This window comes from Actinocrispum wychmicini, from assembly GCF_004345645.1.
In the GTDB taxonomy this organism is placed as follows: domain Bacteria; phylum Actinomycetota; class Actinomycetes; order Mycobacteriales; family Pseudonocardiaceae; genus Kibdelosporangium; species Kibdelosporangium wychmicini.
The window spans coordinates 484,143-500,116 of record NZ_SLWS01000008.1 but is presented as its reverse complement, the minus strand read 5'-3'; the positions used below and the strand labels follow the sequence as shown (position 1 = coordinate 500,116).

The 15,974-nt window shown below is 68.0% G+C and carries 12 protein-coding genes, 1 pseudogene and 1 riboswitch; of the genes and pseudogenes, 5 read left to right on the top strand and 8 right to left on the bottom strand.

Going from position 1 to position 15,974, the window contains the following annotated elements; translation table 11 throughout:
* Nucleotides 1-9: 9 nt before the first annotated feature.
* The 3 genes and pseudogenes from cobN to EV192_RS56270 form a co-directional block, all read right to left on the bottom strand.
* The gene (cobN, locus tag EV192_RS35165) at nt 10-3,588 is read right to left on the bottom strand and encodes a cobaltochelatase subunit CobN (RefSeq protein ID WP_132122898.1); all 3,579 of its coding nucleotides are present in this window, start codon (nt 3,586-3,588) and stop codon (nt 10-12) included.
* 32 nt (nt 3,589-3,620) lie between these two features.
* Nucleotides 3,621-3,735, bottom strand: a riboswitch (cobalamin riboswitch).
* Nucleotides 3,710-4,563: pseudogene (locus EV192_RS56970) on the bottom strand (RNA-guided endonuclease InsQ/TnpB family protein). (Overlaps the previous riboswitch by 26 nt.)
* Nucleotides 4,564-4,796: 233 nt before the next feature.
* Complete coding sequence (locus EV192_RS56270) at nt 4,797-5,066, bottom strand: hypothetical protein (RefSeq protein WP_243727269.1); 270 nt, start codon at nt 5,064-5,066, stop codon at nt 4,797-4,799.
* 72 nt (nt 5,067-5,138) lie between these two features.
* Here EV192_RS56270 and EV192_RS35155 point away from each other — a divergent pair, with 72 nt between their 5' ends.
* Genes EV192_RS35155 through EV192_RS35145 form a run of 3 tightly spaced genes read left to right on the top strand, consistent with a single transcriptional unit; the run spans nt 5,139 to nt 8,326 of the window.
* The gene (locus tag EV192_RS35155; protein ID WP_165960797.1) at nt 5,139-6,182 is read left to right on the top strand and encodes a hypothetical protein; all 1,044 of its coding nucleotides are present in this window, start codon (nt 5,139-5,141) and stop codon (nt 6,180-6,182) included.
* Nucleotides 6,179-6,802, top strand: a complete 624-nt coding sequence (locus EV192_RS35150; protein WP_132122896.1) for a precorrin-8X methylmutase — start codon at nt 6,179-6,181, stop codon at nt 6,800-6,802. Before EV192_RS35155 ends, EV192_RS35150 begins: the two co-directional genes overlap by 4 nt.
* Before the next feature lie 3 nt (nt 6,803-6,805).
* Nucleotides 6,806-8,326 carry a precorrin-2 C(20)-methyltransferase gene (locus tag EV192_RS35145; RefSeq protein WP_132122895.1) on the top strand — a complete coding sequence of 507 codons (1,521 nt, stop codon included), beginning with the start codon at nt 6,806-6,808 and terminating at the stop codon, nt 8,324-8,326.
* Here EV192_RS35145 and EV192_RS35140 read toward each other — a convergent pair.
* Nucleotides 8,298-9,029: a cobalt-precorrin-6A reductase gene (locus EV192_RS35140; RefSeq protein ID WP_132122894.1), complete on the bottom strand. Its 732-nt coding sequence runs from the start codon at nt 9,027-9,029 to the stop codon at nt 8,298-8,300. The two genes, EV192_RS35145 and EV192_RS35140, sit on opposite strands and share 29 nt — an antisense overlap.
* A gap of 426 nt (nt 9,030-9,455) precedes the next feature.
* Here EV192_RS35140 and EV192_RS57515 point away from each other — a divergent pair, with 426 nt between their 5' ends.
* Entirely contained in the window at nt 9,456-9,644 is a 189-nt protein-coding gene (locus EV192_RS57515) for a carbonic anhydrase family protein (RefSeq protein ID WP_132123030.1), read from the top strand.
* A gap of 6 nt (nt 9,645-9,650) precedes the next feature.
* On the opposite strand, the gene cobM is transcribed toward EV192_RS57515, so the two are convergent.
* Both cobM and cbiE read right to left on the bottom strand, forming a co-directional pair.
* Nucleotides 9,651-10,403 carry a precorrin-4 C(11)-methyltransferase gene (cobM, locus tag EV192_RS35130; RefSeq protein ID WP_132122893.1) on the bottom strand — a complete coding sequence of 251 codons (753 nt, stop codon included), beginning with the start codon at nt 10,401-10,403 and terminating at the stop codon, nt 9,651-9,653.
* Nucleotides 10,400-11,563, bottom strand: a complete 1,164-nt coding sequence (gene cbiE, locus EV192_RS35125) for a precorrin-6y C5,15-methyltransferase (decarboxylating) subunit CbiE (RefSeq protein ID WP_243727266.1) — start codon at nt 11,561-11,563, stop codon at nt 10,400-10,402. Before cbiE ends, cobM begins: the two co-directional genes overlap by 4 nt.
* An 84-nt stretch (nt 11,564-11,647) precedes the next feature.
* On the opposite strand from cbiE, the gene EV192_RS35120 reads away from it, so the two are divergent.
* Nucleotides 11,648-12,427 carry an alpha/beta fold hydrolase gene (locus EV192_RS35120; RefSeq protein ID WP_132122891.1) on the top strand — a complete coding sequence of 260 codons (780 nt, stop codon included), beginning with the start codon at nt 11,648-11,650 and terminating at the stop codon, nt 12,425-12,427.
* Here EV192_RS35120 and EV192_RS35115 read toward each other — a convergent pair.
* Nucleotides 12,424-14,697, bottom strand: a complete 2,274-nt coding sequence (locus EV192_RS35115; protein ID WP_132122890.1) for a hypothetical protein — start codon at nt 14,695-14,697, stop codon at nt 12,424-12,426. The two genes, EV192_RS35120 and EV192_RS35115, sit on opposite strands and share 4 nt — an antisense overlap.
* Before the next feature lie 42 nt (nt 14,698-14,739).
* Nucleotides 14,740-15,966: a hypothetical protein gene (locus tag EV192_RS35110; RefSeq protein WP_132122889.1), complete on the bottom strand. Its 1,227-nt coding sequence runs from the start codon at nt 15,964-15,966 to the stop codon at nt 14,740-14,742.
* Nucleotides 15,967-15,974: the final 8 nt, after the last annotated feature.

The following is a 15,974-nucleotide window of genomic DNA, read 5'->3' as shown; positions in this document are numbered from 1 at the left end:
CAACGGGGACTAGCGCCCTTCGAGGTCGCCCTCGGTGTTCAGGTACACGGTCCGCAGGGCGTCCAGTGTGGACTGTTCTGGGTGCTGCCACATTCCTCGATCGGCCGCTTCGAGCAGACGTTCCGAGATTCCGTGCAGGGCCCAGGGGTTGGCTTCGGCCAGGAACTTCTGGTTCTCCGGGTCCAGTACGTAGCTGGCCGCGAGTTGCTCGTACATCCAGTCGGCGACAACTCCGGTGGTGGCGTCGTAGCCGAACAGGTAGTCCACTGTGGCCGCTAGTTCGAACGCGCCTTTGTAGCCGTGCTTGCGCATTGCCGCCAGCCAGCGGGGGTTGACCACCCGGGCGCGGAAAATGCGTGTTGTCTCTTCGTTCAGGGTTCGGGTTCGGACGGCGTCCGGGCGGGTGCTGTCGCCGACGTAGGCCGCGGGGGTTTTGCCGGTGAGGGCTCGGACGGTCGCGACCATTCCGCCGTGGTACTGGAAATAGTCGTCGGAGTCGGCGATGTCGTGTTCGCGGGTGTCGATGTTCTTGGCGGCCACGGCAATTCGACGGTACGCGGTTTCCATGTCCGGTCGCGCCTGGACTCCGTCCAGGTCACGGCCGTAGGCGTACCCGCCCCAGACGGCGTAGACCTCGGCCAGGTCGGCGTCGTCCCGCCAGTTGCGGGAGTCGATCAGGGGCAGCAGCCCGGCGCCGTAGGCTCCCGGTTTGGAGCCGAAGATCCGCATGGTCGCCCGGCGCGCGTCACCGTGTGCCTGTTGGTCGGCCTGGGCGTGCGCGCGGATGAAGTTCTGCGCCGAGGGTTCGTCGAGGGCGGCGACGGTTTGGACCGCGTCGTCCAGCAACGCCACCACGTGCGGGAAGGCGTCCCGGAAGAAGCCGGAGATCCGGACCGTCACGTCGATCCGCGGCCGGCCCAACTCGTCCAGGGGGATCACCTCAAGGCCGGTGACCCGGCGGGACTGCTCGTCCCACACCGGCCGGACCCCGAGCAGCGCGAGGACTTCGGCGATGTCGTCGCCGGCGGTCCGCATCGCGCTGGTGCCCCACACCGACAGTCCGACCGACGGCGGCCACTCTCCGGTGTCGGCCCGGTAGCGGGCCAGCAAGGAGTCGGCCATGGCCTGGCCGGTTTCCCACGCCAGGCGGCTGGGGATGGCCTTCGGGTCGACGGAGTAGAAGTTGCGGCCGGTCGGCAGCACGTTGATCAGGCCGCGCAACGGCGACCCGGACGGCCCGGCCGGGATGTAGCCGCCGTCCAAGGCGTGCAGCACATTGTCCAGTTCGTCGGTGGTACGGGCCAACCTTGGCACGACTTCGGTCGCCGCGAAGGACAAAATGTCCGACACAACGGAATCGGCCCGTCCCAATGCCGAGGACACCACATCCAGAATGGCATCCACAGACCATTCTGCTGTCTCCATACCGTATACCAAGGCGCGTGCCTGGGCCTCGACCGCGTCCGTCGCCGCCCTGTCGGAGTCCGTTTCGGACAGACCGAGCGCCTCGCGCAGGCCGGGCAGGGCCGCCACCTGACCACCCCACATCTGCCGGGCCTGCAACATCGCCAGCACCAGGTTCACCCGGGCCTCGCCTGTCGGCGCGACGCCGAGGACGTGCAGGCCGTCGCGGATCTGGACGTCCTTGATCTCGCACAGCCAGCCGTCGACGTGCAGGATGAACTCGTCGAACTCGGCATCGTGCGGCCGGTCGTCCAGGCCCAGGTCGTGGTCGAGCTTGGCGGCCTGGATCAACGTCCAGATCTGCGCCCGGATCGCCGGCAGTTTGGCCGGGTCCATCGCCGCGATGGTGGCGTGCTCGTCCAGCAACTGCTCCAGCCGGGCGATGTCGCCGTAGCTGTCGGCACGGGCCATCGGCGGCACGAGGTGGTCGACCAAGGTGGCGTGCGCGCGGCGTTTCGCCTGGGTGCCCTCGCCCGGGTCGTTCACCAGGAACGGGTAGACCAACGGCATGTCACCGAGGGCCGCGTCCGGGCCGCAGCCGGCGGACATGCCCACTGTCTTGCCCGGCAGCCATTCCAGGTTGCCGTGCTTGCCGACGTGCACCATGGCGTGCGCGCCGAACTCGTCGGCCAGCCACCGGTACGCGGCCAGGTAGTGGTGGCTCGGCGGCAGGTCCGGGTCGTGGTAGATGGCGATCGGGTTCTCGCCGAACCCGCGCGGCGGCTGGACCATCACCACGAGGTTGTCGGCGCGCAACGCGGCCAGCACGATCTCACCGTCCGGATCGCGCGACCGGTCCACGAACAGGTCGCCCGGCGCCGCGCCCCAGTGCCGTTCGATCTCCGCCCGGGTGTCCGCCGGGAGCGTCGAGAACCACGCCCGGTATCGCGCCGCGGCGATCCGGACCGGGTTGCCGATGATCTGGTCCTCGGTGAGCCAGTCCGTGTCCTGCCCGCCCGCGGCGATCAGCGCGTGGATCAAGGCGTCCCCGTCCAGGGCCGCCACACCGGGCAGTTCACCGACCGTGTAACCGCGTTCCTTCATGGTCGTCAGCAGCCGCACGACGCTCGCGGGCGTGTCCAGGCCGACGGCGTTGCCGATGCGGGAATGCTTGGTGGGATACGCCGACAGCATCACCACGATCCGCCGGTCCGCGGGCGGGATGTGCCTGAGCACCGCGTGCCGGACCGCGATGCCCGCGACCCGGGCGGCTCGTTCCGGGTCGGCCACGTAGACGGTCAACCCGTCCGGGTCGATCTCCTTGAACGAGAAGGGAACCGTGATGATCCGGCCGTCGAACTCGGGGATCGCGACCTGGGTGGCGGTGTCGAGCGGAGACAGGCCGTCATCGTTCTCGTCCCAGCTCGCCCGGCTCGTAGTGAGGCAAAGTCCTTGCAGGATCGGCACATCCAGCGCCGCCAACGCGCCGACGTCCCACATTTCGTCGTCGCCACCGGCACTCACCGCGGCCGGCTTCGTCCCGCCCGCGGCCAGGACGGTCACGACGAGGGCGTCCGCTTTGCCCAAGGTGTCGAGCAGTTCCGGTTCCGCGGTACGCAACGAAGAGCAGTACACCGGCAAAGCCTGGCCGCCGGCCGCCTCGATCGCGTCGCATAATGTATACACAAACGCGGTGTTGCCGGCCATGTGATGCGCCCGGTAGTACAGAACCGCGACCACCGGACCCTGGTTCTTGCTCTCGTACTCCAGGATTCCCCAGGTCGGCGTGGGCGCGGGCGACGCGAACCCGAAACCGGTCAGCAGGACCGTGTCGGAGAGGAACGCGAACAACTCCGCCAGGTTCGCCGGACCGCCATGGGCGAGATACGCGTGTGCCTCCGCGCAAACGCCGCCCGGGACGGTGGACAGCTCCATCAGCTCCGCGTCCGGCGCCTGCTCGCCGCCGAGCACCACGACCGGCCGTGGCCCGGCCAGCAAACTGTCCAGGCCTTCCTCCCACGCGCGCCGGCCGCCAAGGATCCGGACGACCACCAGGTCGGCGCCGTCCACCAGGTCGGGGAGGTCGTCGACGGCCAGTCGGGCGGGGTTGCCGAGACGGTAGTCGGCGCCGCTGGCACGGGCCGACAGCAGGTCGGTGTCGGAGGTCGACAGCAGGACGATCACGCGGCACTCCACTCCCCTGAGGTCCTCGCCTCAGAACTCGAGCGACGGCGGCCGGAGTATCTGGCTGTGACAGTGGCGGGACCGCGCGGGACTTGCACCCGCTTCCTCCCTTAACCGCCGTTCAGGACGACCATACCTGTTGACGTGCTCCCCGCCACAAGGCCGGGGATTCCCACGCGGTCATGTCGCGTCTGATGCTTCCTGGTTCATCGCCCTGTGCCTCCCCGGAAGGAGGTCTTACCGAGGCTCCCCAGGCGTTTTGCCTCTCCACACGCCCTGCGGCGAGGATGTTGATCGCAGCGTTGTGGTCCCGATCGTGCGCGACGCCGCGGACAGCACACACCCAGTCGCGGACCTTCAACGGCATGGTGTCCATGACGTGCCCGCACGCTGAGCAGGTCTTCGAGCTGGGCAGCCAGCGGGACACCTTGTGCTGGGTGCGGCCGTAGCGTTCGGCTTTTTCCTCGATCAGCCGGAGGAACTGCGCCCATCCGGCGTCGTAGATCACTCGTGCCAATCGACGGTTGCGGACCATCCCCACGATGTACAGGTCCTCCACGTAGACCGCTTGGTTGTCGCGGACCAGGTTGAGAGCTTGCTTGTGGTGATAGTCCCGCCTCGCGCGAGACACCTTGCCGTGCTGGATCGCGATCTTGCGACGCGTCCTGGCCCGATTCTTGCCGCCCTGGCACGGCGGGTCTTCTCCCGCTCCAAGCGGGCGAGCTTGCGCTGCTTCCGGGCGAGGTACTTCGGGTTCTGCACATCCGTCCGCCGACCGGTCGTATCGGCGATAGTCGCGAGCCGAGCCAGACCGAGATCGACCCCGGCTTCTTGCTCCACCGGTGACGGTTCGATCTCGACCACGAATGAGGCGTAGTAGTGGCCGTCCGGATCGCGGATGATCGTGATCGACGACGGTTCTGACGGCAGGTCGCGGGACCATCTCACCCGCACGTCCCGATCTTCGCCAGACATACCCGACCGTCTGAGCGGAGACTGAAACCGTTACGGGTGAGGCGGAACGACTGCCGGTTGTCCTTGCGGGACTTGAACCGCGGCCGACCGACCTTCCGGCCCTGGCGGCGGCCAGTCGCCGAGTCGAAAAAGTTCGAAAAACGCCTGATGCGCGTCGCGAACGGATTGGACCAGCGCTACTGATGCGACATCGGACAGCCAGCCACGCTGCTCGGTGGTCTTGGCCTGGGTGATCACCCGCCGCTGTACCTGGGCTCGATCCGGTAGCGATACCTGGCCTGCACGAAGATCAATATAACCTGTTGGCCCATGACGACAGCACAGGACCAAGGACTGGCCGACAGTGTGTTTTCGGAATGCACGTTCATTTGGTCGTCGTGACAAATTATCGACGTGACGTGCTCACCAGAGAACACCATGACGTCCTGTGCGAGGTATTCGACAAGGCTTGCGCCGAGGTGTATCTGCGCGCCTTCTGCGGCAGCGATACCGTGGGCACCCACGGCGACCACCTATGGTCCCCTCGTACTTCGCCGCTTCCTGCAGTGGTTGGGTCACGACGTAGCATCCAGCTCATGCCCGCCGACGAACCGACCCGGACGCGCCCGGACGCGTGCCCCGGCGCGATCGTCCTGCACCAGGCGGCGGACGGTGGCCTGGCGCGGATTCGCGTACCCGGCGGGACCTTGACGAACGCCCAGTTCGCGGCCATCCGGGCGGCTTCGGCGGACCTCGGCGACGGCGGGCTGGAACTCACCTCCCGGGCGAACGTCCAGATCCGCGGGCTGGCGCCGGGAGCCCAGGTCGAGCTGGCGGACCGGCTGTGGCGGGCGGGACTGCTGCCGTCGTTCACGCACGAGCGTGTGCGCAACGTCATCGCGTCGCCGTTGGGTGATGATCAGCACCTTGTGAACGAGCTGGACCAGGCGATATGCGCGATGCCAGCGCTCGCGGACCTGCCGGGACGGTTCCTGGTCACGGTCGATTCGGGCGCGGGTGACGTGAGTGGGCTCGGCGGTGACATCGGGCTGCAGGAAGACGCGCTGCTGCTGGCCGGGCAGGACACGGGACTGCGCGTGTCGGATCCGGTCGCCGCGGTCGTACGAGCAGCTGAGGAGTTTCAGGCGATCCGGGGCTCGGCGTGGCGGATGTCCGAGATACCAGACGGAGTTCCCCGAATCGTTTCCCTCCTGGGAACCCCGGGCGCGGAGCGGCTGACTGTGCGACCGCCAGTGGCGTTGCCGCCGGGGCCGGTCGGGGACGTCACGGTGGTCGGGGCCCCGCTGGGTCGGCTCACCCGGCAACAAGCACAGGCGTTGGACAGCGCGTGGGTCCGGCTCACGCCGTGGCGCAGCGTTGTGGTTCCGGGACAGCCGGATCTCAGCGGGTCGGGCTTGGTCACCGACCCCGACTCACCGTGGCACGACGTGACCGCGTGCACAGGGCTGCCCGGGTGCGCGAAGTCGTTGACGGACGTACGCGCGGACGCCGCCGAGTGGGTGGCGACGAGGACATCGTCCGGGCCCGTGCACTGGTCGGGTTGTGCGCGGCGGTGTGGGCGGCCGGCGGGCGCCGTGGACATGGTGGCCACCGCCGACGGGTATCGGAGGAGTGAATGACGTATGTCAAGGACGGCGCGGAGATCTACCGCCAGTCCTTCGCCACCATCCGCGCGGAGGCGGACCTGGCCGACCTGCCGGCGGACGTCGCCCAGGTCGCGGTCCGGATGATCCACAGTTGCGGAATGGTGGATCTGGTACGCGACATACTGTATTCACCGAACGTTGTATCCAAGGCGAGGACCGCGTTGCGGGCGGGGGCGCCCGTTCTGTGTGACACGCAAATGGTGGCATCGGGTGTCACGCGACAGCGTCTGCCAGTTTCCAACGAGGTAGTGTGCCTGCTCGGCGACGCACGCGTTGCTCCACTGGCTGCGGAGATGGGCAACACGCGCAGCGCGGCCGGGTTGGAGCTGCTACGCGACCGGTTGGGCGATTCCGTTGTGGCCATTGGGAACGCACCGACGGCATTGTTCCACTTGCTGGAAATGATCGCGGCGGGAGCGCCTCGGCCGGCGGCCGTACTGGGCATCCCGGTGGGGTTCGTGGGCGCCGCGGAGTCCAAGGAAGCGTTGGTGGCGAACGAGTTCGGCCTGGAGTACCTGGTCGTGCGCGGCCGGCGCGGCGGGAGCGCCATCACCGCGGCGGCAGTGAACGCGATCGCGAGTGAGGTGGAGTGAACTGTGTCTGACCAGCCCCCTGCGGGGGCTCCCACCCCCGCCGCCCCAGACGGTCGGTTATGGGGTGTCGGGCTCGGCCCTGGCGATCCGGAACTGGTGACCGTGAAAGCCGCGCGGCTGATCGGCGCCGCCGACGTGATCGCGTTCCACATGGCCAGGCACGGCCGCAGCATCGCCCGGTCGATCGCCGGGTCCTACATGCGGCCGGGCCAGGTCGAAGAGCCGCTGATGTACCCGGTCACCACGGAGACCACCGACCACCCCGGCGGTTACCAGGGCGCCTTGGACGACTTCTATGAGGCCTGCGCCGGGCGGCTCGCCGCGCACCTGGACGCCGGCCGGGACGTCGTGGTGCTGGCCGAGGGCGATCCGTTCTTCTACGGCTCCTACATGCACCTGCACAAGCGCCTCGCCCACCGGTACTCCACCCAGGTGGTGCCGGGTGTGACGTCGGTGAGCGCCGCGTCAGCCGAGTTGGGGCGGCCGTTGGTGGAACGGGACGAGGTGCTCACGGTCCTGCCCGGCACGCTGCCGCCCGCCGCCCTCGCCGACCGGCTGCGGGACACCGACTCGGCCGCGATTCTCAAGCTGGGCCGCAACTTCTCCGGCGTTCGGTCCGCTTTGGAGTCCGCCGGCCGGCTGGCCGACGCCTGGTACGTGGAACGTGCCACCACGGACAAACAGCGGACCGAACCGTTGGCTTCGGTGGATCCGACGACGGTTCCGTACTTCTCGTTGGCCATTCTCGCGAGCCGTGCCGTGTTGCCCCGCGAGCCAACGATTCGGGTCGCGTCGGCGGGCTCGGTCACGGTGGTGGGGCTCGGGCCGGCCGGGCGGGAATGGCTCACGCCAGAGGCTCAGGAGGCGCTGGCCACGGCGACGGATCTGGTGGGATACAAGACGTACGTCAACCGAGTGCCACCGAATCCACGTCAACGGCGGCACGCGTCGGACAACCAGGTCGAGATCGAACGCGCCACCTACGCCCTGGATCTGGCGCGGGGCGGGTCGCGGGTCGCGGTCGTCTCGTCCGGCGACCCCGGTGTGTTCGCGATGGCGAGCGCGGTCATGGAGGCGGCCACGGACTACCCGGACGTGCCCGTCCACGTCCTGCCCGGGGTCACCGCGGCGAACGCCGTGGCCAGCCGGGTCGGCGCGCCTCTCGGACACGACTACTGCGTGCTGTCGCTGTCCGACCGGTTGAAGCCGTGGGACGTGATCGCGTCCCGGTTGTCGTTGGCGGCCAAGGCGGACCTGGTGATCGCGATCTACAACCCGGCGTCCCGCAGCCGCACCTGGCAGGTCGCGGCCGCCCGGGATCTGTTGCTGGAACACCGTTCCCCAGGCACCCCGGTGGTGATCGGCCGGGACGTCGGCGGCGCCACCGAGACCGTCACCGTGGTGCGTCTCGCGGACCTGGATCCGGCCGCTGTGGACATGCGGTGCCTGCTGCTGATCGGCTCGTCGAGGACTCAACTGTCCAACGGCAAGGTGTTCACGCCACGTCAGTACCCAGCCACCTGAGCACACCGGCCACAGAGTCGACGGTCGGCACATCGGGCAACGGTGGCCGCCGCACGATCACCACGGGCAGGGCGAGTTCCCTGGCCGCGGTGAGCTTGGCGGCGGTCATCTCTCCCCCACTGTCCTTGGCGACCAGGACGTCGACATCGTGGGCGCGCATCAAGGCGATCTCACCGTCCACAGTGAACGGTCCACGGTCCAGTAGCACGTGTGTCCGATCTGGCACCGGTCCCACGGGCGGGTCGACGCTCCGGACGAGGAACCACTGTGGCAGGTGCGCGAACTCCTTGAGTTCCTCCCGGCCGATCGTCAGGAACACCCGCTCCCCCGGCAGGCTTCGGGCTGCCTCGCTGACGCTGTCCACCCATCGCCAGTCGTCTCCCGGCTGCTGAACCCAGCCGGGACGCCGCAGGACGACGAACGGGATTCCCAGTTCCGCGGTCACTTGAGCGGCTGTCGCCGTCATCGTCGCGGCGAACGGGTGCGTGGCGTCGACAACGGCGTCGACCGGGTTCGCCAGCAGCCACGCGCGAAATCCTTCCACACCACCAAATCCGCCGACCCGCACCTCGCCAGGCGGCAGCCTCGGATCACGCACCCGGCCCGCCAAGGACGATACGACCCTGAGCCGACCGGCCAAGCTCTCCGCCAGCCGCCGGGCCTCACTCGTGCCGCCCAACAGGAGCACTGTTCTCACCGACATCCTCCAAACAAGGGAGACTCTCCCAGAAATGCGGGAGATTCAGCCGCTTTGTTGGCGCCGCGCGGAAAACCTCGTGTTGTCTGGGCAGGGCAAGACACTACCAACCGTTACCAATCCCGGTCTCCCGGGAGAGTCCAAGATGCGCAGCCTTATGACGTCCCGCCTTCGCGCCCCGGCCGTAACCATGGCCCTGTCGCTGGCCATGCTCGGCGGCACAGCGCTCGCCGCCACCCGCGTCCGCCCAGCAAAGCCCGATCTACATCGACGCCAACAGTGCCGTGTACAACTCCAGTCTGCCCGGCCTCTCCTGGCTGAGGGACATGACGAACTCCACCACCTACACCCTGAAATGGGAGCAGGGCGACAGCTCCGCCGAGACCAACATCAAGGCGTTCCCGGACAAAACCGTCGCTTCTTGCATCAAACCTGTCGTCCTACCGGTACACCGGGTCGCTGACCACGAGTCCGTACAGCGGCAATGTCCAGTGGATCCTTCTGCGGAACTCGGTCAGCTCCAGCTCCGACAGTGTCAACGCATTCCAGAACCGGGTCCCGCCGAACACCCGGGAGGAACAGCGGATCCAGGGCGGCACCACGGTCCGCCGCGACTTCTGACATCGCTCAGGGAGTGGTTTCGCGTACCCGACCGACTGCATACAGATGACTGTCGACGAATTCGGTGGCGGTCAACGATTGGCCGACGATGATGACCGCGGTTCGTTTGATTCCCGCGTCGTGGACCTTGGCGGGGATGTCCGCCAAGGTCCCACGCAGGATCACTTCGTCAGCTCGGCTGGCGTACGCGACGACCGCGACCGGGCAGTCCGGACCGTAGTTGGGGAGCAGGTCGGCGACCACCGCGTCGATCCGTTGCACGGCAAGGTGAAGCACCATGGTGGCGCGGCTGCCGCCGAGGGTCGCCAGATCTTCGCCGGGCGGCATCGGGGTGGCGCGGGCCGAGGTGCGGGTCAGGATCACGGTCTGGCCGACACCGGGAACCGTGAGTTCGCGGCGGAGCGAAGCCGCGGCGGCGGCGAAAGCCGGGACGCCGGGGGTTACGGTATACAGGATCCCGGCGGCGTCGAGGCGGCGCATCTGTTCGGCCATCGCGCTGTAGATCGACGGGTCGCCGGAGTGCAGGCGGGCCACGTCGAGACCGTTCGTGTGGGCGTCCTGGAGTTCGGTGGTGATCTGGTCCAGGTCGAGGTTCGCGGTGTCCACCAGGCGGGCGCCGGGCGGACAGTGTTCCAGCAGCTCGACCGGAACGAGAGCGCCGGCGTACAGGCACACGGGCGAGGAGGCGATCAGCTGTTGGCCGCGCACAGTGATCAGGTCGGCGGCCCCCGGGCCGGCGCCGATGAAATGCACGGTCATCTTTCCTCCTTGGATACTGTCCACACAGTGACGGGCATCATCGGCCGCCAGCCGGTGAAGCCGCCCACCGGCGAGCCCCGGCTGATCGCGATCCGGACCAGGTCACCACCGAGTTCGGCGTGCCATCGTGCCACGACCGCCTCGGCCTGGACAGTGACCGCGTTCACCACGAGCCGCCCACCCGGCCGTAACGCGTCCCAACACCGTTCGACCATCCCCGGCCCGGTCACTCCCCCGCCGACGAACACGGCGTCCGGCGCCTCCAGGTCAAGGGCGTCCGGCGCGGACCCGACGACAACTGACACCTTGGGCACGCCCAACGCCGCAGCATTGCGCAAGATCCGCTCAGCACGCTCAGCGGACTGCTCGATCGCGATGGCCCGGCAGGACGGATGCGTCCGGCACCATTCGATCGCGATGCTGCCCGCGCCCGCGCCCACGTCCCACAGCAACTGGCCGGGAACGGGTACCAGTCGGGACAGGGTGATCGCCCGGACTTCGCGTTTCGTGAGCTGGCCGTCATGTTCGAAGGTCTCGTCGGGCAGGCCGGGGACGTTGGGCAGCAGCGAACTCCCTCGGCATTCCACCGCGACCACGTTCAACGGGTCGACCGGCCCATCGAACTCTTCAGCACGGCAGGACACCGTGCCTTCATTCCCTCCCAGATTGGACAAAACGGTCAGCTCACTGGCCCCGTAGCCCCGGGACACCAGGTGATCGGCGACGGCGGCCGGCGAGTCGGCGTCGGCGCTCAGCACGAGCAGCCGTCGACCGGGGTGCACGACCGCCCCCAGTTCGGTCACGTGCCTGATCACGTGCACGTCCTCCACCGGCCACCCCAGCCGGGCACATGCCAACGACACCGAGGACACGTGCGGGACGACCCGGGCCGGGCCGATCTTGGACCCGACGCCGTAGAACATCGGGTCGCCGCTGGCCAGCACGCACACCGCCTGGTCACGATGCTCGGCCAGCAGGGCGGGGACAGCGGGCATCATCGGCGACGGCCACGCGACCCGGACAGCCTGGACATGCGTCGGCACCAACTCCAGCTGCCGCCGGCTGCCCATCAACACATCACAGGACAGCACCGCGGACTGGGCCTCGGATGTCAGCCCGTCCCACCCGTCCGCCCCGATCCCGACAACCGTCACGCCCACACAGGAGACCCTAACCTGTCCTTTTCGGCGTCCACTGTTCGTCGGTGGGGCAAACCACTCACCGACCACCGGAAGGACCCGGCCATGCCGAATATTGTCTCCGCCGACGGAACGAAGATCGCATACGATCGCGCAGGCAGCGGCGACCCACTCATCCTCGTCCTGGGAGCCTTCAACGACCGATCCACCCACACAGCGTTCGCCGCGGCACTCTCCTCGAACTTCACCGTCTACAACTACGACCGAAGAGGACGCGGCGCGAGCACCGACACAAAGCCCTACGCGGTCGAGCGCGAGATCGAAGACCTGGAAGCACTGATCGACGACGCCGGCAAGGCCGCGTTCGTCGTCGGCTACTCCTCAGGCGCGGTGCTGGCGTTGCGCGCCGCCGCCGCAGGTGTGCACATCGCGAAACTCGCGCTCTACGAACCACCCGCCGGACACCCGAATCCGCCAACCGACACCCCTGAACAGCTCCAACGTCTGATCGACGCCGGAGCCCGAGGTGACGCGGTGGAACTGTTCCAGACAAGAGTGATCGGCATGCCCACCGAACTGGTCGCCCAAACCCGGCACGCACCCTTCCGCCCGTCCCTCGAAGCAATGGCCCACACCCTCGTGTACGACACAACCCTCACCCGTGCGGCCACAGACGCCGCCGGTCTCGCTGACGGCGTGAAGATCCCCACTCTGGTACTGGTGGGCGACAACAGTCCCATTTGGATGCAGGCAGGCGGCCGTGCGATCGCGGCGGCCGTGCCAGACGTGGGCGAATACCGGCAACTCACCGGCCAGAACCACGACATCGTGCCCGCGGTCGTGGTCCCTGAACTCGTCGACTTCCACACAGCCACCGGGGACTAGTCCGCCGGGGTGGGTTGTGAAAGACCCGCGCCGGCACGGAACTTCGTCAACAAGCGCCAGGCGAGCTGGGAGTCGATGGCCATTTGTTGCCGGGCTTGGGCCAGTACTTCGGTGCCGGGCATGTCGGGTTCGGTGAGGTTGTCGTCGAAGGTTTCGAGGATGGTGGCGCAGAACAGGATGAAGCATCCGCTTTGGCGGCGGAGGGGGTTGATGGGGTGGGTTTCGTTGTTCTTTTGGATGTTGGTGAGGCGGGTGGCTAGTTGGACGAGTTCTGGTGGTTCGGCCGTTTGTCGGACACTGACCAGTTCGGCCATCAGGTCGGAGAGTTCCGGGGTGTCGTCCAGGGTTCGGGCGGTGCCGGCGAAGGCGTGGGCTTTGCGGTCCAACTCGCGACGCACCAACAACTTTGTCACGGTTGCCAGGTTTGGGTGATAGACGTCCGTGGTGATGTCGAGCATCTCAATGGTGTGTCTACGCAGGTCTCTTGGCAGGCCGCCGGACAGGCAGTGGCAGAGGTGGCTGAACTGCTCGGGCACGTTCCGGACTCGGCGGTTGATCCAGGTTCGGCTTTCGTCGAGGGTGAAGTACTCGACGTGGACCATTTCGGAGAACGCGCTGTCGAAGGCGTCGCGCACGGCGATTCCGCGGCGCTCGAACGTGCTGAGCGCGTCGTCGGACACCGACACGAGGAACAGACAGCCTGGGACGCCGAAGATCCCTTTGATGTCGTTGACGAACTCGTGGGCTTTCTCGGGTTCACCGATCTTGTCCACTTCGTCGATGGCGATCACTAGGCGGTCGTTGAGCCCGAGGGACTTCAACTGCGTGGCCGTATGGGCGGCGAACCTGCGGAACTCCTCGACCACCTCCGGGTAGGTCGGGCGTTGCTCGGCCCGCTGTGTCGACCACGTGCGTGCCGCCTCGCCGCTGAGCGGTGTGCTGACCTTGCCCGACCACCCCGTGGTGAAGGTCTGCAGGAACCGGATCCGGTCCAGTTGTCGTTCGGCCAAGCCGGTGAGCAGCACGAGATCCTCTCGCGGCGGCACGAGCCGACGGACCAGTCGGAACAGGCCGCCGAGGGCCACGAGCACCACGTCGACGGCGACCACGACCGCGTAGCCCACCGTGGCCACGCAACCCAGTAGCAGCCCCACCTCGGACAATGGCAAGCTCCACACGGGAAATCCGGTGACGACCGACTCGACAAGCAGCCGTAACCTGGCGAAGAACGACAACGGCCCGATGTGCCACACCAAGCTGCCGGCCGCGACGATGCCGGCCAGCAGCACGCACAGGATCAGGACTCGACGGATCCAGCGCCATGACGCGCGGCGACGAGCCAGTGTCTGACGTTCCCGGCCGTCGGGCACATTGTCGGCGTAGCGCGGGTTGATCCGGGCCAGGATCGCGTTGCAGAGCAGGGCATGCAGGTGCAGGACGAAGTCACGGGCGTCGTACCGGGCCGGCGCGGACGACTGGATCGCCAGCGGCGGACGCCCGGTGGCCGGGTCGCTGAGCAGGCCGCGGGACACCGACCGGATCGCGGTCGTCTTACCCGAGCCGCGGTGGCCGGCCAACGCCACCGCGCCCGACTCGGACCGGGACAGGATCCGTTGCAGGTGCCGGCCCGCACCGGTGACGATGATCTCCGCGTCGTCCTGCTCCGCGTACAACGCCGGTCCCGGGCTGGCGGTCAACGTGGTGGAGTACAACGGTTCGCGGTGGTCGTTGATGAACTGCCACAGCTCCGGCAAGACGACCACGGCCAGCATGTACTGCCGCTGCGACCCAGGCGAGGCCCGCTCTGGATCCAATCCGAGCCACGCCCGCACCGACGGCATACCGTCGACCGCCCACAGCACCGACAACCCCAGCACGGGCAGGAAACCGACAACCACGAACGCCTGTAACACGAACGGCATCGCCGACCAGGCCCAACGAACCAACGACAGGTAGCCCACGCCGAACATGAAGATGGCACCGAGCCACAGGATCTCCCCCGGTGTCATCGGCGAGCCCGCGTCGACTTCGACATAGACGTCGTCCGGTGACAACCGCAGGGTGTCCAGGCGTTCCTGTTCCTCCCGGAACCGGGCCTGCACGGTCCTGTTCTCCGCCACCGCGAGACGCGCCGCGTCGACCGGGATCCGCCTGGCGGCCAACGCGTCCAGGATGTCACGGCGGGACAGGGCTTCGGTCAGAACCAGGTCAAGCGCGTGGCGAGCGGCTTTCCGCCCCGAGTCGTCGGGCGTGAATCCTGGTTGGCTCATGTCCCGGCGAATAGTAGTGGAACCTCATGCTGTCTCGGAGTGTTACGGCGTAACGCCGAACACGTCAGCCAGGTTCAGTCCCGGCACCGAGCGAGCGTTCGCCCGAATGGCGTCCCGCAGCGCCGGCTCCGCGTTGTCCCGCACCATCTGGTCGACCAACCGGTGCGCCGCCTGGTCGTGCACGCTCAGGTCGTCGCGGATCTCGCCCGCCGCCAACGGGTTCTCCTGCACGACCGCCGTCGCCAGCAACTGCAGGAACAACGTGCCGATGTCCTCGTGGATGATCGTATACGAGGCGGACACGTGCGCGCCCGAGGTCAACGTCACCGACGACACGCGCACGACCGGCCAGTCCTGCCCCAGTGCCCGCAGGTTGACGTTCGGTCCGCCGCCGGAGGCGCTCAACACCACCGACGAGATCCGGATACCGCCCGCGCTCGACGGCACGCCGCCCGCCAGGGACGCGGTCGCCGTCAGCCGCATGCCGGACGGGATGACCAGGGTCACGCCGTGCCCGACGTCCCGGGTGATCTCGCCGCTGACCGCGAAGGAGCCCTCGATCTGGGCGTTGGAGGTCCGTGGCATGGCGCCGCCGCCCGCGGCCGACAGCCGGCCGACCAACGCGGTCAGGTCGGTCGCCAGGTCGGGATCGGTGAACGGGTTGTAACCAGGCGTGTTGGTCCGGGCCGGCAGCTGGTTCAGCGCGCTGTTGAAGGCCGAGAAGAGTTCGTCGCCGACACCGCCGAACCAGTTGACCGCGTTCGCCGCCGTCCACTCGGCGTGCAGCATCTGGGTGGTGAAGTTCCAGCTCAGCCGGGTCAGGTCGATGTCCACGTCGATCCAGCCGATCGCGTCTTCCTTGGTGATCGTCAGTGACGGGCTGAAGTCGATGGACAGTCCGGTCGTGGTCACCGAGACCCGCACGGTGGTGTCGCTGTTGGTGTGGATGATCTTCCCGCCGCTGCTGGACAGGGTCTGGCCGCCGGCGATCGTGGCCGACGCGGTCAGCGACTGCCCGGCCGTGGTCCCGCCGACGGCGGCGTCAAGGGCCCCGCCCGCGGAACCGGGCGGCCCGTCGCGCTGGACCATCAGCGCCGACGTGACCGCCCGGTTCCCCGCGAATCCCTGTAACGAAAGGAGATCACCAGCCAGGGGCGAATGCCCCCTGGCCAAGCCACCCGTGGATGGCGCAAGCGCGTTCTCCGGCGAACGGCGGGGAGCCACGTCGAGCGCGGGCCCGCTGTCCTGGACGGTGTCGAACTCCGGCATAGGCGGCA

Bases quoted from the DNA above. Each gene is read 5' to 3' on its own strand.
- EV192_RS35120 (WP_132122891.1), top strand. From the start codon at position 11,648: ATGCCGAATATTGTCTCCGCCGACGGAACGAAGATCGCATACGATCGC.
- EV192_RS35140 (WP_132122894.1), bottom strand. From the start codon at position 9,029: ATGTCGGTGAGAACAGTGCTCCTGTTGGGCGGCACGAGTGAGGCCCGG.
- EV192_RS35115 (WP_132122890.1), bottom strand. From the start codon at position 14,697: ATGAGCCAACCAGGATTCACGCCCGACGACTCGGGGCGGAAAGCCGCT.
- cobM (WP_132122893.1), bottom strand. From the start codon at position 10,403: ATGACCGTGCATTTCATCGGCGCCGGCCCGGGGGCCGCCGACCTGATC.
- EV192_RS35155 (WP_165960797.1), top strand. From the start codon at position 5,139: ATGCCCGCCGACGAACCGACCCGGACGCGCCCGGACGCGTGCCCCGGC.
- EV192_RS35110 (WP_132122889.1), bottom strand. From the start codon at position 15,966: ATGCCGGAGTTCGACACCGTCCAGGACAGCGGGCCCGCGCTCGACGTG.
- EV192_RS35150 (WP_132122896.1), top strand. From the start codon at position 6,179: ATGACGTATGTCAAGGACGGCGCGGAGATCTACCGCCAGTCCTTCGCC.